Origin of the sequence: Candidatus Pristimantibacillus lignocellulolyticus, assembly GCA_023639215.1 — a bacterium.
GTDB classification, from domain to species: domain Bacteria; phylum Bacillota; class Bacilli; order Paenibacillales; family Paenibacillaceae; genus Pristimantibacillus; species Pristimantibacillus lignocellulolyticus.
In genome coordinates this window covers 4,800,284-4,819,806 of the sequence record CP097899.1, presented here as the reverse complement: position 1 = coordinate 4,819,806, position 19,523 = coordinate 4,800,284, and the positions used below count along the sequence as shown (strand labels likewise).

The 19,523-nt window shown below is 38.2% G+C and carries 21 protein-coding genes; all 21 read left to right on the top strand.

Translation table 11 applies throughout. The annotated features are described in order from the left end of the window. The first annotated feature begins 366 nt into the window (after window positions 1–366). The 21 genes from spoIIIAF (at window position 367) to NAG76_20865 (ending at window position 19,417) form a co-directional block, all read left to right on the top strand. Entirely contained in the window at window positions 367–1,083 is a 717-nt protein-coding gene (gene spoIIIAF, locus NAG76_20965; protein ID URN94263.1) for a stage III sporulation protein AF, read from the top strand. A gap of 38 nt (window positions 1,084–1,121) precedes the next feature. After that, a complete protein-coding gene (spoIIIAG, locus tag NAG76_20960; GenBank protein ID URN94262.1) occupies window positions 1,122–1,739 on the top strand; it encodes a stage III sporulation protein AG in 618 nt (205 codons plus the stop codon). 22 nt (window positions 1,740–1,761) lie between these two features. Further along, entirely contained in the window at window positions 1,762–2,382 is a 621-nt protein-coding gene (locus NAG76_20955) for a SpoIIIAH-like family protein (protein URN94261.1), read from the top strand. 158 nt (window positions 2,383–2,540) lie between these two features. Next, window positions 2,541–3,032: an acetyl-CoA carboxylase biotin carboxyl carrier protein gene (accB, locus tag NAG76_20950; GenBank protein URN94260.1), complete on the top strand. Its 492-nt coding sequence runs from the start codon at window positions 2,541–2,543 to the stop codon at window positions 3,030–3,032. 47 nt (window positions 3,033–3,079) lie between these two features. Further along, window positions 3,080–4,435 carry an acetyl-CoA carboxylase biotin carboxylase subunit gene (gene accC, locus NAG76_20945; GenBank protein ID URN94259.1) on the top strand — a complete coding sequence of 452 codons (1,356 nt, stop codon included), beginning with the start codon at window positions 3,080–3,082 and terminating at the stop codon, window positions 4,433–4,435. A gap of 122 nt (window positions 4,436–4,557) precedes the next feature. Next, a complete protein-coding gene (locus NAG76_20940) occupies window positions 4,558–4,962 on the top strand; it encodes an Asp23/Gls24 family envelope stress response protein (GenBank protein URN94258.1) in 405 nt (134 codons plus the stop codon). 213 nt (window positions 4,963–5,175) lie between these two features. Then, entirely contained in the window at window positions 5,176–5,733 is a 558-nt protein-coding gene (amaP, locus tag NAG76_20935) for an alkaline shock response membrane anchor protein AmaP (GenBank protein ID URN94257.1), read from the top strand. Between the two features lie 13 nt (window positions 5,734–5,746). Next, window positions 5,747–5,977, top strand: a complete 231-nt coding sequence (locus NAG76_20930) for a DUF2273 domain-containing protein (protein URN94256.1) — start codon at window positions 5,747–5,749, stop codon at window positions 5,975–5,977. Between the two features lie 100 nt (window positions 5,978–6,077). Further along, a complete protein-coding gene (gene nusB, locus NAG76_20925) occupies window positions 6,078–6,518 on the top strand; it encodes a transcription antitermination factor NusB (protein URN94255.1) in 441 nt (146 codons plus the stop codon). A gap of 232 nt (window positions 6,519–6,750) precedes the next feature. Then, window positions 6,751–7,605 (top strand): bifunctional methylenetetrahydrofolate dehydrogenase/methenyltetrahydrofolate cyclohydrolase FolD, encoded by an 855-nt coding sequence (gene folD / locus NAG76_20920; GenBank protein ID URN94254.1) that lies wholly within the window; start codon window positions 6,751–6,753, stop codon window positions 7,603–7,605. Window positions 7,606–7,612: 7 nt separating this feature from the next. Next, complete coding sequence (gene xseA, locus NAG76_20915) at window positions 7,613–8,968, top strand: exodeoxyribonuclease VII large subunit (GenBank protein URN94253.1); 1,356 nt, start codon at window positions 7,613–7,615, stop codon at window positions 8,966–8,968. A gap of 120 nt (window positions 8,969–9,088) precedes the next feature. Next, entirely contained in the window at window positions 9,089–9,337 is a 249-nt protein-coding gene (gene xseB / locus NAG76_20910; GenBank protein ID URN94252.1) for an exodeoxyribonuclease VII small subunit, read from the top strand. Between the two features lie 4 nt (window positions 9,338–9,341). Then, window positions 9,342–10,256, top strand: coding sequence for a polyprenyl synthetase family protein (locus tag NAG76_20905; GenBank protein URN94251.1), 915 nt, complete (start codon window positions 9,342–9,344; stop codon window positions 10,254–10,256). A gap of 189 nt (window positions 10,257–10,445) precedes the next feature. After that, window positions 10,446–12,347, top strand: coding sequence for a 1-deoxy-D-xylulose-5-phosphate synthase (gene dxs / locus NAG76_20900; protein URN94250.1), 1,902 nt, complete (start codon window positions 10,446–10,448; stop codon window positions 12,345–12,347). A 14-nt stretch (window positions 12,348–12,361) separates the two neighbouring features. After that, on the top strand, window positions 12,362–13,198 hold the full coding sequence (locus NAG76_20895; protein ID URN94249.1) for a TlyA family RNA methyltransferase: 837 nt from the start codon (window positions 12,362–12,364) through the stop codon (window positions 13,196–13,198). 193 nt (window positions 13,199–13,391) lie between these two features. Further along, on the top strand, window positions 13,392–13,856 hold the full coding sequence (locus NAG76_20890; protein URN94248.1) for a hypothetical protein: 465 nt from the start codon (window positions 13,392–13,394) through the stop codon (window positions 13,854–13,856). Window positions 13,857–13,877: 21 nt separating this feature from the next. Then, window positions 13,878–14,330 carry a transcriptional regulator ArgR gene (argR, locus tag NAG76_20885; GenBank protein URN94247.1) on the top strand — a complete coding sequence of 151 codons (453 nt, stop codon included), beginning with the start codon at window positions 13,878–13,880 and terminating at the stop codon, window positions 14,328–14,330. 201 nt (window positions 14,331–14,531) lie between these two features. Next, complete coding sequence (recN, locus tag NAG76_20880; GenBank protein ID URN94246.1) at window positions 14,532–16,238, top strand: DNA repair protein RecN; 1,707 nt, start codon at window positions 14,532–14,534, stop codon at window positions 16,236–16,238. Between the two features lie 119 nt (window positions 16,239–16,357). After that, window positions 16,358–17,689 carry a SpoIVB peptidase gene (spoIVB, locus tag NAG76_20875; GenBank protein URN94245.1) on the top strand — a complete coding sequence of 444 codons (1,332 nt, stop codon included), beginning with the start codon at window positions 16,358–16,360 and terminating at the stop codon, window positions 17,687–17,689. 246 nt (window positions 17,690–17,935) lie between these two features. Next, window positions 17,936–18,751, top strand: coding sequence for a sporulation transcription factor Spo0A (gene spo0A, locus NAG76_20870; protein URN94244.1), 816 nt, complete (start codon window positions 17,936–17,938; stop codon window positions 18,749–18,751). Window positions 18,752–19,096: 345 nt separating this feature from the next. Then, window positions 19,097–19,417, top strand: a complete 321-nt coding sequence (locus tag NAG76_20865; protein ID URN94243.1) for a hypothetical protein — start codon at window positions 19,097–19,099, stop codon at window positions 19,415–19,417. Window positions 19,418–19,523 lie beyond the last annotated feature (106 nt).

Sequence of the window (19,523 nt, the reverse complement as noted above, 5' to 3'; positions counted from 1 at the left end):
GATTGTCAGTACCAAGAAGATGACGGGAAGCTAGTGAAATGAAGCACGGAACGTACGTAATTGGTAAATGAGTACTGGAGTGAGCGATGACCGACATATTCGAAGTCGACTAATCTACCAAGCCTAAACATCGTAATCACGAACGAGCAGTTTGAACTACCATTCAATATAGGTTCAAAATGTTCGATTGTCAGTACCAAGAAGATGACGGGAAGTTAGTGACACGAAGCACGGAACGTACGTAATTGGTACGTGAGTACTGGAGAGAGCGATGACCGACATATTCGAAGTCGACTAATCTACATTGATATAACATCGTAATCACAATTGAACATTTTGAACTACCTATAAGGAGGTGAGGATAATGTGCTAGCCTGGCTAGGAGAATGGCTACAAAGCGTAATTGCAGTAATTTTGTTGGCGGTAATTGTCGAATTAGTTCTACCAAACAACAAGATGCTACGTTATTCGCGGTTAGTTATTGGATTAATCTTGCTACTCACAATGCTTAATCCTTTACTGAATCTCTTTCAGAAAGATTTTACCTCACAATTGGCTGCCAGTTATTCATTATGGGACGAACAATTCGAAGGTGAAGAGTTAAACGTTCCAACACTAGAAGAAATTAATAAGCGTGCATCGGAGTTGAAGGTTGATCGCGAGCAAGCATCTGAACAATTAACCAAACTCGGTCTAGAAGAAGCAATGAAGCAGCAACTACTCAATCAAAGTGATGCCAACGTTCAACAGGTTGCAGTTCAATTAGGTTGGAACAAAGGTACTAGCGCAGATCAAACTCCTTATATTGAATCCATAACGGTCACGCTTAAGCAGGTGCCATCTGAGTCACAAGTTGAAGAAGTAGCGGTACAGGAGCCAATTAAAGTGAGTGAAATCAAAGTACAGGTTGATGTAACTGTCAGTGAGGAATCAGAATCACCTAACCCAGAAACGGAACAAAAACCAAAGCAACAGAGTGGTTACCATGCGGTGCAAGATGAGCAAGCTTTACAAATCATATCCATTCTTGCAGCAAGTTGGAATGTTAAAGAAAATCAAATTTACGTACAAGCCAAAAGTTAGCGGGTCATATTATCGGAAGACATAAGGTGGTGAAATGGTTGAAATTTATTGAAAAGTGGTTTGGTGGTGGCCCTGGTGGTGAAAAACGAGTGAAAGTTATTCAGGGATTGATCATCTTAGGCGCAATTGGCATATTCCTAATGCTAATCAACTCATTTTTTTCATTCAAAGACATCGATACGGTTGACCAACAACCCTCTGCCGTTTCTACTACAGAGGAGGTTTTTCGTAATGGTGATACCGCAACTTCATCCTTTGCAAGTGTTGAGAGTCCTCTTGAAGAAAGGCTCAAGGAAATACTTGAGAAGATGGTTGGTGTCGGAAAAGTAGATGTTATGGTTACCGTTGAATCTACGGAAGAAAAAGTCGTAGAGCGAAATATGAATACGAGTGAAAGTACAACTGAGGAGAATGATCGCAATGGTGGCACTAGAAATATTACGTCAGTGACCTCAGATGGAAAAGTCGTGTTGTATCAAGCTAATAATGGTGAGCAACCTCTTATTACAAAAATTATTAACCCACGAATCCGTGGAGTGTTAATAGTAGCAGAAGGTGCAGAGGATGCAGCTGTACGGAAATTGATTATACAAGCAGTTGAAAAAGGAATGAATGTAGTGCCAACAAGAATTTCCGTAGTGCCAAGTAAAAAATAATCAATATATGGAGGGTTTTATAATGAATACAAAGAGACAAACGATTTGGTTAATTTCAATGCTTAGTTTGATGGTGGTGTTATCCGCATACTATTTATTCACACAAGATATCGGTGGTAAAGATAAAGTGACAGACGCAACTAATTTGCAAAATGTGGCTGAAGTAAGCACTCCAGAAGGAAAAGATGCTACTGCGGTATCAGGAACGAATGAAGATGGTTCTAAGTACACAATTAGTGCTTTAGACCAAGAGGTACTAGAACAATTGAAAGCAGAAAACTATTTCGAAGGTGGAATGTTCAGTGAATTGCTTACAAAACGTGAACAGCAGTACGAAGTAGAAAACAATCGAATTAACTCAGTTATTGCTGATGTAAGTGTCGATGAAGAAACATCTATAGCTGCGGTTGCTGAATTGGAACAATTGGAAGGGAAAATGGAAAAAGTGACTCAACTTGAAAATGACCTCATGCAAACGTATGAAGTTGTGTTTGTATCTGAGGAATTGAATGATAAATATAAAGTTGTCGTTACAAGTGATGTTCTAGAGAAAAAGCAAGCAGCTGAAATTATTGATCAAGTGATTACTGTAATGGATGTAAGACCTGAGCAAGTCTCCGTGCAATTTATTCCAAATCCTTAGAAAAAAGTAATCACTTTTCGTGGATAACTCCAGTTATAAGTAGACATAATCTACTTATGATGGAGTTATCTTAAAATCTCATAAAAAAAAATTCGTGTTATTGTCTATTTGTGATATAATACTAGACGTTATGTGAAAAATGAGGAGTGATTACGTTCATGTTTAAGTTGAGCGAGATTAAAGAAATAATCAAGCTGGTAGATCAAACATCCGTTGAAGAGCTCGAAATCGAAAATGAAGGCACTCGCCTACATATTCGTAAACCTAGCAAATCTGAAGTGGTTACAGTTCAGACGGCTCCAGTTATGCATACATATACGCAACCAGCTGTTCAAGCGCAGCCTACTGTAAGCCAACCTGTCGTACAAAGTGAGCTAGCTCCTGTACAACCAGTTGCAACATCTGAACAGTATCACAAAATTACATCTCCAATGGTAGGTACTTTTTACAGTTCACCAACACCTGATGCTGCTGTATTCGTAAACGTTGGCGATCGAGTGAATACGAAGTCAGTTGTATGTATTCTTGAAGCAATGAAGCTTATGAATGAACTAGAAGCAGAAGTAAATGGCGAAATCGTTGAAATTTTAGTAACGAATGGCCAGTTGGTTGAATTTGGTCAACCATTGTTCCTAGTGAAAGCGGACTAATCGTTTGCCACTACAAGAATTTAATGGTTGAAAGGGGTTCGTCATTCGTGAAATTCCAAAAAATATTAATTGCGAATCGTGGAGAAATTGCGGTTCGAATTATTCGAGCTTGTCGTGAGCTAGGTATCCAAACGGTAGCTGTATATTCTGAAGCAGATCGTGATTCATTACATGTGAAGCTAGCAGATGAGGCATACTGTATTGGGCCAATCGCTTCCAAAGACAGTTACTTAAATCTAACAAATATTATGAGCGTTGCTACAATTACCGAATGTGATGCTATCCACCCAGGCTATGGGTTTCTAGCTGAAAATGCTGATTTTGCAGAAATTTGTGAATCATGCAACATTACATTCATCGGACCTTCGCCTGAAGCAATTAGCAAAATGGGTGATAAGGCAGTTGCAAAACTTACAATGAAGAGTGCTAACGTTCCTATTATTCCTGGTTCTGATGGACTTATCGAAGATATGGACGAGGCGATTATGGTTGCACGTGATATCGGATATCCTGTCATCATTAAAGCTACAGCAGGTGGTGGCGGTAAAGGTATACGTATTGCTGAAGATGAAGATAGTCTGATTACCCAAATTTCTACTGCACAACAGGAAGCTCAAAAAGCTTTCGGTAATGGTGGAGTATACTTGGAGAAATATTTGACTGGTATGAAGCATGTTGAAGTTCAAATTATGGCTGATAAGCATGGTAATGCGATTCATCTGTTTGAACGAGATTGCTCTGTACAACGTCGTCGTCAGAAACTAATCGAGGAAGCTCCTTGTTCAATGCTTTCTCCTGAACTTCGTTCGGCGATGGGGCAAGCTGCTGTTCGTGCCGCACTTGCAGTTAATTATTCTGGTGCAGGAACGTTAGAGTTTCTATTAGGTCCTGACAATCAATTCTATTTCATGGAGATGAATACTCGTATTCAAGTTGAACATCCCGTTACAGAGATGATCACAAATACGGATCTGATTAAGGAAATGATCTCGGTAGCTGAAGGTAATCCACTTTCAATCGCTCAAGAAGATCTAAGTATAAATGGTTGGTCTATTGAATGTCGTATTAATGCAGAAGATTCTGAACGTAACTTCATGCCATCTGCAGGAAATATTGCATTCTACTTGCCACCTGGTGGTAACGGTGTTCGTGTAGATAGTGCAGTTTATCCAGGATATACGATTTCACCACATTATGATTCTATGATTGCAAAACTTATTGTATGGGCACCAACTCGTAATGAAGCGATTAGCCGTATGAAACGTGCTTTGCAAGAATTTGCAATTGATGGTATTAAGACAACTATTCCGTTCCATTTGAAAGTGCTTGAGCATGAGAAGTTCATTAGCGGTGACTTTGACATTAAGTTCCTTGAGGAACATGACATTAATGGCACAGCTTAAGCCATCAATACACTAAGCAATATAGTTTGTCATAATTCTTACTGAATGTTATAGTATAGAAATAAGTAACGAAGGTAAGCATGACCTTAGGCAGGTATTGATTATTTGGAGGTGTAACCAGCATGAGTATTATTGCTGAATATGAAAAAACAGACATGGGTACAATTCAAATTGCCCCAGAAGTCATTGAAGTAATTGCAGGACTAGCAACGGTTGAAGTTGACGGTATTGCAGGTATGAGTGGTGGCTTAGCTGGTGGTATTGCTGAGCTTCTTGGTAAAAAGAACGTTGCTAAAGGCGTAAAAGTTGAAGTTGGACAAAGAGAAGCAGCAGTTGACGTTTCTGTTATTATCCAATATGGACATAAAATTCCAGAAGTTGCAAACAATGTTCAAGAAAATATTAAACGCTCTATTGAAATGATGACCGGACTTTCAGTTGTTGAAGTGAACGTACATGTACATGATGTACATCTTAAACCTGATGGAAAAGTTGAGAATGAAGATCATACGAAGCGTGTAAACTAGAACAATTAACCCCCTTGTGTTGGGCTGAGGTGCTCTGCCAAGGGGGTTGATTATATTAATTTAGAGGTAGCTTCATGTCATCTTCTTGGTGCTGACAATCGAACGATTTGAACCTTCACTGGATAATTCGAGCTTTTGAGCACTCGTGTACTCATTGAAGGGCTGTTAGACGAAACGATTTGAACTTTCAATAAATCGAGAGGATGAAGATCATTGATCAGAGTAGTGGACAAGCTATTGTTGTTTTTGTACAGCATTGTTATCGGTATTATTTCAGTAGTATTCGTATCTGTTGGCTTCGCTTGGATTAACGAATCACTTTCCATTGAATTCATCGAAACGCTGTATACCAATAATAATTATCTTATTGCCTTAGCTATTGTCGGTATCGTATTGTTCTTAATTAGTTTACGATTTTTTATAGTTTCACTTTCTCGTAGTGCAGTTTCTTCTCAATCTGTTGATCAACGTACTGAATATGGTGACATTAGGATCTCGATTGAAACTATGGAAAACTTAGCGTTAAAAGCGGCTATGAAGATACGTGGTGTAAAAGATTTGAAAGCTAGAGTTAAGGCTACTGATACAGGTATGGACATTGTTCTTCGTGCTGTTGTTGACGGTGAAGTTTCAATTCCGCAATTAACGGAGGAAATTCAAATCTCTGTGAAAAATTATTTAGAAGAAATAACGGGTATTCCTGTTACTAATGTATCTGTATATATAGCAAACATTATTCAAACGAATACGATTAAAAGTCGCGTAGAATAGAGGTGAGCTATCTATGTGGAAAGATATTTGGCCTGTATATTGGAAAAGAATAATTGGTGCTGGCATTGGTCTTTTCTTTGGAATTATATATTTAATAGTTGGTTTTTGGGATATGCTATTTGTAGCATTGCTTGTAGGAGTTGGTTACTGGATTGGAAAAGAGAAGGAAGATGCTTCACATCCACTAGCACCATTAGAGCAATTATGGCAAACTTTCTTAAAGCTATTTAGGCCATATCGCTAGAGCTGTGGTCTGCTCCGTACTTCGGATATTGTAAAATATTCGGGGCAGGGATGAGATCATAGATTACTGTTGATTTTGAGCAAATTGTTGTGGAGGGCATATGAAACGTAGATTAGCGAGAGAAATGGTAGTATCAAGCTTGTATCAATTAGAGCTAAATGATGTAGAAGTATTTGAAGCATTAGAAATGATTATTGAGGAAATTAAAGCAGATGATGAAGTAAGTGATAAAATAAGTGATGAAGCGACAGATGAATTTGCACGTAAGTTGTTATTAGGTGTAAATGAACATAAAGCTGCAATTGATGATTTATTGACGAGTCATCTAACAGGTTGGCAAGTTGACCGATTATCAAGAGTTGATCTTCAAATACTACGACTTGCATGTTTTGAAATGGTATTCAGTAAAGATGCTCCACCAAAAGTAGCAGTTAACGAAGCTATCGAACTTGCGAAACATTTTGGTACTGAGGAATCAGGCAAATTCGTTAATGGTGTACTAGCTAAATTACTGCAAAACCTAGATTTAGAAAAAGCATAAGCTTGTCGCGAATGATGCGATAAGCTTCTTTCGTTGTGAGGCATCAAATGGAAGTTGATGAAATACATCGAGAATTATGAAAAGTTAGGTATAAGCTTTCGATGTACTTTTCATTAACGAGAAGTATATCGAGATGACATAATGAAAAGTTGAGCATACGCTTCCGATGTACTTTTCATTAGCGAGAAGTATATCGAGATGACATAATGAAAAGTTAAGGGAGAGATAATTCATGAGTGCACAGATTATTGATGGAAAACAGATTTCTGCTGATATGCGTAATGAAATGATTTCTGAGGTTGCTGAATTGAAACAAAAAGGAGTAACTCCTGGCTTAGCTGTAATATTAGTTGGTGAAGATGCTGCTTCTAAAGTTTATGTTGGCTCAAAAGAAAAAGCATGCATTCAATTAGGTATGTATTCTGAAGTTCATCGTATGGATGCCGACAGCTCTGAAGAGCAGGTATTGGCACTTATCGATAAGCTTAATAATCAAGATTCTATTAATGGTATTCTTGTTCAATTACCTCTTCCAAAACATATTAATGAAAAAGCAATTATTGATGCTATTCGTGTTGATAAAGACGTTGATGGTTTCCATCCTGAAAGTGTTGGTAATCTAGTTATCGGCGATGATAGCTTATTACCATGTACTCCAGCAGGCGTTATTGAATTAATTAAGCGTAGTGGAGTAGAGATTGCGGGTAAACATGCTGTAGTTATCGGACGCAGTAATATCGTTGGTAAGCCAGTTGCCATGCTACTACTTCGTGAAAATGCTACCGTAACGATCTGTCACTCTCGTACAGCGAATCTTGAAGAAATTGCAAAACAAGCTGATATTCTAGTTGTTGCGATTGGACGAGCTAATGCGATTGATAGCAAATTCGTTAAACCAGGAGCTGTCGTTGTTGATGTAGGTATTAACCGACTTGATACTGGTAAATTAGCTGGAGATGCTGACTTTGAAAGTTGTAAAACTGTAGCTGGGCACATTACACCAGTACCAGGTGGCGTAGGTCCTATGACGATTACAATGTTAATGAAAAATACGATTACTGCAGCAAAAAAAGCAAACGGGATGTGAGCCATTTATGAGAAATGAGCCTCATATTTATACGATAAAGGAAGTCAATAAATATATTCGGATGGCTATGGATGTTGATCCAGTATTATCTGATGTATGGCTTAGAGGTGAAGTATCTAACTTTACCCATCATTCAAGTGGTCATATGTATTTCACGTTGAAGGATAAAGAAAGTCGTATCAAATGTGTGATGTTTGCTTCTCATAATGCCAGATTGAAATTTATGCCGCGAGAAGGGACAAAAGTTCTAGCTCGCGGTACCATTTCAGTATTTGAACGTGATGGTGCATACCAGTTTTATGCGAATGCAATGCAACCCGATGGCTTGGGAAGCTTATATCTTGCATATGAACAATTGAAAGCTCGATTAGAGGAGGAGGGATTGTTTGCACAGACACGCAAACGAACACTTCCTCTTTTTCCTAAGAGCATAGGTATCATTACTTCACCAACTGGCGCAGCAGTTCGAGACATCATTACAACCTTACAACGTCGCTATCCAATGGCAAATATGTTAATCGCACCGGTTCAAGTTCAAGGTGAATTAGCTGCTCCATCCATTGTTAAAGCAATTCATATGATGAATGAAACCTCGCAATGTGATGTACTGATAGTCGGGCGTGGTGGTGGTTCACTCGAAGAACTATGGGCTTTCAATGAAGAAATAGTTGTAAGAGCGATCGCTACTTCTCGTATTCCGGTTATTAGTGCTGTAGGACACGAAACAGATTACACGATATCTGATTTTGTTGCGGATATTCGTGCAGCTACACCAACTGCTGCAGCAGAACTAGCGGTTCCTCATACTAAAGAGCTTGCTTCTACAGTTGCAAGATTTAATGAAAAACTTCATTATGCGATGAATTCCAAACTAGATAGATTAACTGAACGACTTCGCAGAGCGCAACAAGCACCCACTTTTGTACAACCAAAAAGGTTCTTTTTGCAACAAGCTGAAAGAGTGGACTATTTGCAAACGGGACTAAAAGTTAATTTGCGAAAACAACTGGACAGTCATAAGTTAAAGCTGTCTGCACAAGAAAGTAAGTTAGCACGACTTCATCCAGAACATCGAATAAAGCTACTGGCTCGTAATGTCAGCTACTTGAAGAATCAATTAGACGTTCAGATGAAACGTGTTATTGATGGCAAGAAAGTGCAGATCGTATCTAATATGAGACAATTGGATGCGTTAAGTCCGCTTAAAGTAATGGCTCGTGGTTATAGCTTGACCTATACAGATAATCAACAACTGTTGAAGAATATAGATCAGGTTAAAATTGGGAATCATATTGAAGTGAGATTAGCAGATGGAACATTGAGTTGCGAAGTACAGCAAATAACTAATACACTTTCGAAGTAACTTTTTATATTATGTGTCGTAATACTAGAAGTAATAAAAAGTTAAGTATAAGCTTTCGAGTTAACTTTTCATATATGAGAAGATTTACTCGTAGCAATGAAAAGTTTGGGGGGATTCGTAATGAGTAAGAAGCAGGAGCAGAGCTTTGAGCAGGCATTGGAGCGCCTTGAAACGATAGTTGCACAATTGGAAAATGGTGATGTGCCGCTAGAGCAAGCGATTGAATTGTATCAGGAAGGTATGCTGCTTTCTAATCTTTGTAACGGTAAATTAAAGCAAGTAGAAGCAAAAATAGAAATGCTTATTGAAACTGATAATGGTACGGAGACGAAACCATTCCCAACAGCTCAATTAGAAAAAGGAGAGTAATCTCGTGAATGACTCAATTACGATACAAGAGCATGTGAAAACAGTAGCGAAGCAAGTTGGTCAGCAACTTCTATTATCACTAAAAGTACTAGAAGGAGCTCCTTCTACTCTTATAGAGGCGATGGAATATTCTTTGACCGCTGGTGGTAAGCGTATTCGTCCGTACCTCGTATTAGCTTCTGCTTATGCGATACACGGAGAAACCGACATCTATGAAAAAGCATATGGCGCTGCTTGCGCAATTGAGTATATACATACATATTCACTGATTCATGATGATCTACCTGCGATGGATAATGATGATTTCCGTCGCGGTAAGCCAACGAATCATAAAGTTTTTGGCGAGGGAATGGCAATTCTAGCTGGAGATGCATTACTTACACAAAGCTTTGGTTTTGTTACCGACATGGCGAAAAAAGGTTATATCAGTGCTGCAGTCGCAATAGATATCATTGATGACCTCGTTAAATATGCCGGTGCTAAAGGTATGGTTGGTGGACAGGTGGCTGATATTCAAGGAGAGCAAGGGATAACTTCGATCTCACAACTTGAATATATACATGAACACAAAACAAGTGACCTTATTGTTTGTTCTGTACTTTCAGGTGCAAGGACTGCTGGTGCAAGTGCGATCCAACTTGAAAAACTTGAGCTATATGGTAGAAATATCGGGTTAGCTTTTCAAATACAAGATGATATTCTTGATTTGGTTGGAGATGCTGAGAAGCTTGGCAAACCGGTACTAAGTGATATCGAGCAACAAAAAGTAACTTATCCGTTCCTTCTAGGTTTGGATGAAAGTATTGCACTAGTTCAGAAGCTTACTGAGCAAGCGAAAACAGCAATTGTAGAAGCTAATTTACAGGAACCGGGACAATTATTGGAGCTTGCAGATTACCTTGTAAACAGAGATTTTTAGGTTGGAAGTGCAGAACTCCGACTTTGATAACGATCATTAACTTCGTAGAGTACTCGACATCGAATAGGGAGCGTAATAGTTGTACTCTTAACCGACCATTAGGTAGTATTCAATGATTGTGCTATAATATATGGTAATGAATAAAGGGATTGGGATGACAATCTTTTTTTTGAAAGCGAGGAAAGCAATGTGCTTTTAGAACATGTAGATGGCCCAGAAGATTTAAAACATTTATCAACAGAACAATTAGAACAATTAGCAGAAGAAATCCGTCAGTTTTTAATTGGTCAATTGTCTATTACTGGTGGTCATCTCGCTCCAAATCTTGGAGTTGTTGAGCTTACTCTAGCAATGCACTATTTATTTGACAGTCCAAAAGACAAATTTATATTTGATGTTGGGCATCAGTCTTATGTTCACAAAATTATTACTGGTCGTAAAGATCAATTTGATACTTTACGGAAATATAAAGGTTTATGTGGGTTTGTGAAACGTAATGAAAGTGAACATGATGTGTGGGAAGCTGGACATAGTAGTACCTCACTATCTGCGGCTATAGGCATGGCAATGGCTCGCGACTTTAAAGGTGAACATAATCGCGTTGTGGCAATGATCGGTGATGGTGCACTAACCGGTGGTATGGCACTAGAAGCGTTAAATCATATTGGACATGAGAAACGTAAATTGATTGTTATCTTGAACGATAACGAGATGTCAATTGCGCCTAATGTTGGTGCTCTACATCAGTATTTAAGTAAAATTCGTACTGGTCGCCAATATCAGAAAGCCAAAGAAGATGTTAATCAGATGCTTAACAAAATTCCTGCTATTGGTGGGAAACTTGCTGAGACTGTAAGCAGATTCAAGGACAGCTTGAAATACCTATTAATGAGCGGCATTTTGTTTGAACAATTTGGTCTTTCGTACCTTGGACCGGTTGACGGACATGATTTGGAAGCATTAATGGAAACGTTGAAGCAAGCTGATAAGATTAATGGACCTGTACTTGTACATGTCATCACCACTAAAGGCAAAGGCTACAAGCCTGCTGAAAATGATTCCCATGCATGGCATGGCGCATCACCTTATAAGATTGAGTCAGGTAAAATGGTCAAGGCTGTTGGACCTCCGATGTATACTAAAATCTTTGGTGACGTACTCATTGAGTTGGCTGAAAAAGATGAGCGTATTGTTGCGGTAACACCAGCAATGCCAGGCGGGTCAGGTTTAATTGACTTTGCTAATCGTTTCCCTACACGCATGATTGATGTAGGAATTGCAGAACAACATGCAGCTACGTTGGCGGCAGCACTTGCTATCGAAGGGATGAAGCCTGTATTTGCGGTTTACTCTACGTTCTTGCAACGTGCGTATGATCAAGTTGTCCATGATATTTGTCGTCAAAACTTGAATGTTATTTTTGCGATTGATCGAGCTGGATTTGTTGGACCTGATGGAGAAACACATCAAGGTGTGTACGATATTCCTTTCTTACGTCATGTACCAAATATGGTTATTATGATGCCTAAAGATGAGAATGAACTTCGCCAAATGATGAAAACAGCTGTTGAATATAATGATGGACCGATTGCAATAAGGTATCCGCGTATTAATGTTGAAGGTGTTGAACTTCTGCCAGAATTAACAGCGCTTCCGATTGGATCTTGGGAAGTGTTGAAAGAGGGAGAATCTGAATTCGCAATATTGGCACTTGGTCCAATGATTAAAGTTGCGAAGGAAGCAGCAGAACAGTTGAAACGTGAAGGTATCGACGTTGAAATTATTAATGCTCGATTTGTTAAGCCGTTGGATCATGAGATGCTTCAACGATTAGCTAAACAACATAAAAAATTAATTGTAATTGAAGAAAGTGCTGAACTAGGTGGACTAGGCAGCGCAATTCTTGAACATTATTCGCAACAACATATTGATGATATGGTTATTCGTCTGATGGGTATACCTGATCTATTTGTGGAGCATGGAAGTATTGCCGAGCAACGAGATGAAATTGGATTGAATGCTGATGGCGTTATTAATGTCATTCATGATATGTTGCCAAAGCGTAAGAAAAGTGCTAATTTGCACAATTGATAGGTAGGGATACAATGACAGCAGTTCCAAAGGAACGAATTGATGTATTACTTGTTGAGCTTGGTTACTTTGATAGTCGAGAGAAAGCGAAAAAAGCTTTAATGGCTGGACTTGTCCTCGTCGATGAAGAGCCAGTAGATAAGGCTGGAATGAAAGTTGCACGTTCTTCTGCTATTAAAGTAAAAGGTTCAATACACCCGTATGTTAGTCGAGGCGGCTTGAAATTAGAAAAAGCAATTAAGAGCTTTGATCTTAATATGCAAGATGTAGTTATGCTTGATATCGGAGCTTCAACTGGCGGATTCACAGATTGTGCTCTGCAACATGGTGCATCCTATGTGTACGCCATCGATGTTGGTTATAATCAATTGGACTGGTCACTAAGACAACATGAGCAAGTCAATGTGATGGAAAGAACGAATTTTCGATATCTAACAGTAGAAGAATTACAAGGTCCAAATCCGAATTTTGCGAGTATTGATGTTTCGTTTATCTCGTTAAAACATATTTTACCTACATTATCTACATTGTTCCCAGTTGGATCTTCAGTAGTTGCACTTATTAAACCGCAATTTGAAGCTGGCCGTGAAAAAGTCGGTAAGCTAGGTGTCGTTCGTGAACCAAGTGTTCATAAAGAAGTGTTAGTAAAAGTTCTTAGTATGGCTAACGAGATTGGTTATTCCCTTAAAAATTTGACGTTTTCTCCTATTACAGGCGGCGAAGGAAACATTGAGTTCTTAGCACATTGGACTTGGGAGAACACTCCAATTGGTGAAGAAATCCCTCTTGAACGTATTGAGAGTATCGTGCTTGAAGCTAACGAAACTTTTAAGGTGAACGCGAAAAAATAATATCCATCTAGAAGGATGCCAATCGGTTATTTATCGTGAGGCATCTTTTCTCTTTACAGGGACTCAGTAATTGAGATAAACTGTAAATACAAACAAATGTTCTATATTAACCTCAGATGCGGTTTTCACTCCATGGATGTATATAATTTGTAAAAGTATTTATGGAAGTTGAAAAGTATAGGAGGGGAATGATTTGGCACCATACGGTGAATGGTTTATTATGATTGTTGCTGCCATTGTATTATTGCTACTCGCATACCGCTGGTTATATCGTTGGCTACATACTGCACAGACCATGTCTAGAATTAAGCTTGGTAAAGGCGGAAGGATTAAGGAAGATGATCCTAATGTTAATTTACTAACGAAGAATGGATATGTAGTTATATCGGGGCGTCATACAATACCAATCGCGATTGAGTTAGACGATATTGTACTAGATAAGGCGACAAATGTATATGTGGACTATGTTGCAGAGAAAAAGGGTCGCATGTATATTGTAAAGTATGAACGTGAACGTCATCCTATGGAGTGGAGCAATAACGAAATGCGTGATCGATTGTTGTTGTATTCGTTATTAGTTCCAGACATGTCGGGAATAATATATATTAATTATAGAGAAGGAACGCTTCGGAAAATTGCGTTTCACTTTGTTGAATAATAAAGAATAGGGGTTTTATAAGTGAAGGGTATAAGACAGTTTAAAATAAAGGAAATTATTACGGCTCGAGATGTTGAAACTCAAGAAGATCTAGTGGAAGCATTGCGCCATAGCGGGATGCAAGTTACACAAGCAACAGTTTCTAGAGATATTAAAGAGTTAATGCTTATTAAAATCCCTTCTGCATCGGGTAGTTACAAATACGCAATGCCTGGTGAAAGTCAAAAACCAAATCCAATTCATAAACTTCGTAGAGCGCTACAGGATCATTTTACACACATAGATTATACAGATAATCTTGTTGTTATGAAATGCTTACCTGGTACTGCTAATACGATTGCCGCATTAATTGATACGATGGACACTCCAGATATTATGGGAACAATTTCAGGCGACGATACAATTCTTATCATTTGTAGGTCAAGTGCTCAAAGTCAATTAGTTGTTGAGCGTTTTTTAGATATGTTGAAATAAGAAGAAGATATATATTTTATTATTAAATTAGTATGTCCATTATCTTATGAAAAGTTAAGCTCATGCTTACGAAGTAACTTTTCATCGCAATGAAGTTTATCCATTATCTTATGAAAAGTTAAGCTCATGCTTTCGAAGCAACTTTTCATCGCAATGAAGTTTATCCATTATCTTATGAAAAGTTTTAGGAGGCGTATGTTCATGCTACATGAACTTTCTATTCGCAACTTAGCAGTTATTGAAGAAGCAAGTGTACAATTTCATAATGGTTTTCATGTTTTAACGGGTGAAACTGGTGCAGGTAAATCAATCTTGATTGATGCACTCAGTTTAGTTGTCGGTGGACGAGGGTCTGCTGATATGGTTCGTTACGGTTGTGATAAATCTGAGGTTGAAGCTATGTTTGATTTATCCAATGAACATCCTGTCTGGTCGAAGTTAGCAAATCTTGGAATCCAACATGATCGAAATGAGATGTTAATTGTTCGTAGGGAACTAAGCTCTACGGGTAAAACTAGCAGTCGTGTTAATGGTCAACTTGTTACGATTACAATGTTACGGGAAATCGGAGAGAGCCTTGTTAATATTCACGGTCAGCATGAACATCAATCTCTGCTTAAAAACGAGCAGCATCTAGAATGGTTAGATATGTATGGAGGCGGGAGCCTTCTGAATAATAAAAAAGCTTATGCACAACAATATGAACAATTATTACTTATTCGCTCACAATTACATGAATTAGAAAATACTTCTCGTCACAATGTTCAGATGCAAGATCTGTATATGTTTCAGATTGAAGAAATAAGTGCAGCCAAATTAAAACCTGGTGAAGATGAAGAATTATTAGAACAACGTAAAATGCTTATGTACGCTGAAAAACGCACCACATCTGTCAATGAAGCCTATGGTCTGCTTAATGATGGACAAGGGATAGAAGCTTTGAGTAGAGCGATAACCCGCTTAACAGATATCGTTAGTTATGATGAATCTGCATTATCTCCAATGATTGAACAGCTTCAAGCTGCTTACTATGGTGCAGAAGATGTTATGTATCAACTTCGTAATTATCGTGATGGTATTGAGTCTGATCCAGAGCAGCTTACTTATGTAGAAGATCGACTTGATCTTATCCGTACATTAAAACGTAAATATGGTGAAAGTATTGAAGAAATCATCGCCTATTTAGCTAAAATCACAGATGAACGTGATAAGATGGAAAATCGTGATGAGCGATTACAAGTATTGAAAGAACAAGAAGAAGCAGAATATAAGCAAGCATATGTGTTGGCAGAACAATTATCTGTTTTACGCAAGGAGGCTGCGATCAAGCTTTCTAATGAGATAAAAGAACAACTTACTGGTTTGCAAATGGGTGCAGCCAAATTCGAAGTGGAGATCAATCACACTACACAAGACGTTGAGGACCGAGTACGATTAAGCGCCACTGGAATTGATCATGCAGTCTTTATGATGAGTACGAATCCAGGCGAGCCTTTGAAGCCGTTACATAAGGTAGCATCAGGAGGAGAGATGTCACGTATTATGTTGGCATTGAAATCTATTTTTGCGCAAATCGATCAAATTCCTGTACTTATATTCGATGAGGTAGATACTGGAGTAAGTGGACGAGCAGCACAAGCTATTGCAGAAAAATTATCTTCGCTTGCAGGAGAGTGTCAAGTCTTCTCTATAAGCCATTTACCTCAAGTTGCGTGTATGGCAGATCATCATTATGAAATCCGTAAGCAATTTGTAGGAGAACGAACATATACGTCTGTCTCACAGCTGACAGGTGAACAACGAATTAATGAACTTGCACGTATGCTTGGTGGCGTGGAAATAACTGAAAAAACGAAACATCATGCTCAAGAAATGTTAGATTTGGCTCTGGGCTTGAAAGGTGCGTAATGTAAGGAAATATGGGAATGTTTTTGTGGTCATAAAACTTGTTGCTCGGGGTAACTTATAGGTACGCCATTGGCGATCTACCTATCGTCATGCGATGGAATGACAGGAGCGTGAAAAGATTGGACCCAAAGCAACCTAGACGTATTTTTGGACTAATTCTCGTAATTATGGTCGGTCTTGTCGGGATATCTACTCCGATGCAGCAGATTGTAGCTTTTCCCGATGAACTCAGGCTATTTAGTGGGCAATTAAAAAACGTACAGTATAGTGTGCCCGTGCACGCTCAGTTAACGGTAGATCCGAAAAGTTTGCAAGTAAATGGTTCATCAGAATCTTCGTTGTCAGTAAGTTTGAAAGATCCGTTATCATTACATTCTTATCAAATTGGTCAAACCCAGATGAAAGTAAAATTATTTGGTAAGATCCCGTTTAAGACAGTGAAAGTAGATGTTATGCCAGATCTTAAAGTTGTACCTGGCGGGCAGACAATTGGTGTAAAAGTGAATTCAGCTGGTGTATTAGTTGTTGGTCATCATCAAGTATTAGATGAATCTAGTCAGAAACAATCTCCTGGAGAAGTAGCGGGTCTTCGTCTAGGCGATCTTATTGTTGGCATTAATAAAGACAAAGTGCAAAATGTTAAGCAATTGGGTGAACTATGTGAAAAATATAGTTCAAACAAAAAACCATTAAACATCACTTTTATTCGTAATGGAAAATCGATGCAAACAAAGCTTAAACCAATTTATGATAAAGGTGATCAAGCTTGGAGAATCGGTCTCTATATTCGTGATTCTGCTGCAGGAGTCGGGACGTTGACATTCTATGCTCCAGATCAAGGTGTATACGGCGCATTAGGACATGTCATTACGGATATGGACACGGGAACTCCGATCGTAGTTGGTAATGGTGAGATTTTACAATCAAGTGTAACCTCAATTAACAAGAGTCAAAATGGTGATCCAGGTGAAAAACGAGCAATCTTTGTAAAAGAGAAAAAGATTTTAGGTAGTATAGAGCGCAATACTCCGTTCGGAATATTTGGTAAGATGAATGAGATGCCTACTCACAGCTTTGACAGTGATGCAATTCCAGTTGCATTCGCAGAAGATGTGAAGGAAGGGCCTGCTCAAATCTTAACCGTGTTGAATGGACAAACGGTAGAACGTTTTGATATTGAAGTTGTTCATGTAGCCAAGCAATCATCGCCTGCAACAAAAGGTATGGTGCTTAAGATTACGGATGAAAGATTGATTAGTAAAACAGGTGGTATCGTGCAAGGGATGTCTGGTAGTCCGATAATTCAAGATGGGAAATTAATTGGAGCTGTTACACATGTATTCGTGAACGATCCGACTTCTGGATACGGTTGTTTCATCGAATGGATGTTGCAAGATGCAGGGGTATTGTTACACTCAGAAACTGATCTTGAACAAAATGTTGCTTCATAACGATAAGAAGGTCACCATTACAAGAAAATGTAATGGTGACCTTCTCTATAATTGTAGTAGCTGATCTTGTGAGCTTATGTCGAATTAATTCGAAGTGTGTAGTCAAATGTTTATTATATCGAAATACTGAAAAAAAATAAAGAAAAATGATTTTCGACAGAAGGAAATCATATTCTCATGTCGAAACTGTAGTGAGACAGAAAAATTCGACTCGACATTCATATAATTTAAAGGGAGGCTTACATCTTGCAGAAGATTGACGTATTATTGGCAGATGACAACCGAGAATTTACTAACTTGTTATCGGAATTTATTTCTGAACAAAGTGATATGAATGTATGTGGAGTAGCATTTAATGGAGATGAAGTATTAAGACATTTGGAGAGCGCTAGAAAGTTGCCAGATGTATTAATTCTCGATATCATTATGCCCCATTTAGATGGACTAGGAGTACTTGAAAAGATTAGAGAGATGGATCTTAATCCTATGCCGAAGATCATTATGTTGACGGCATTCGGTCAAGAAAACATTACTCAAAAAGCAGTACAATTAGGGGCATCATATTACATATTAAAACCGTTCGATATGGATATGCTTTCTAACCGCATTAGACAATTAGTAGGTTCTCAATCAAGTTCTATGAGTTCTTCTACATTCAATTCGAGCCTTTCAATGAGCAGATCGAATGTTGTTCCAATCGGAAAAGGTAAAAATCTTGATGCTAACATTACAAGTATTATCCATGAAATCGGTGTTCCAGCACATATTAAGGGATATCAATACCTACGTGAAGCAATCACGATGGTATATAACAATATTGAAATACTTGGATCAATCACAAAAACATTGTATCCAGCTATCGCCGAAAAATTCAAAACGACACCATCTCGTGTAGAAAGAGCCATTCGTCACGCGATCGAAGTCGCTTGGACAAGAGGCAACATCGACAGCATTAGCCACTTATTCGGCTATACGGTCAATATTAGCAAGTCTAAACCTACTAATAGCGAATTCATCGCGATGGTGGCGGATAAGCTAAGAATTGAGCATAAGGTTAGCTGATTGCTGTAGTGAGGAGGGTTTTAAGGAATACATAAACCAACTAATTTTCAGAATTGGGTATGGAAATCCTTATTTTGAGCCAACTAATACCGTTATTTATTGGGTTTGAAAACTCAATAAATAACGGTATTTTTTTTATTAAGAAAAATATTACATCAATTCTTATTAATAGGCTTATTATTATTTATATATTGTTCTTATCCAATTCAACATATGATGAGTTATTATTAATGTCTATTTAAGCAGGTAGAGTTAGAGAGTAATTTGTATATTTTGCGATTCGATAAAGACTCATATACCATTTTATGGTATGATAATTTATCGCATGATATCGGAGGTAATTGGATGAAGGGTAAGCAGTATTCCATTTGGGTTGAAGCTGAACAGTGGCCGGAAGGAGAATGGAACATACACGATGATAATACTGATGCAATAGTTGCATTTGAAGATGGTTCAAGATGGATTGCTACATTTATTACATTTAAGAACATACAGACATTAGTAGAAAAAAATCAACAAACTGGCGAGTGCCTACATGGAAAGTATCTTTGGGGAAGTGACATGTTACTTGTGGATGAATGCAGTCGTAAACGCATTGAAGAAGTGGTTGGGCATCTAATATTAGAAGGTGACTTCGAATTGATATTTGATAAGTGTGATGAATAATCCGCTATAAGAGATGGGTATATGTCAGTATAACCATTTCAAGGAAGGTAATTTGTCCTAGGTGTGATGGAAATGGCTTGTATATAAAACAAAAATAAGGTTTAAA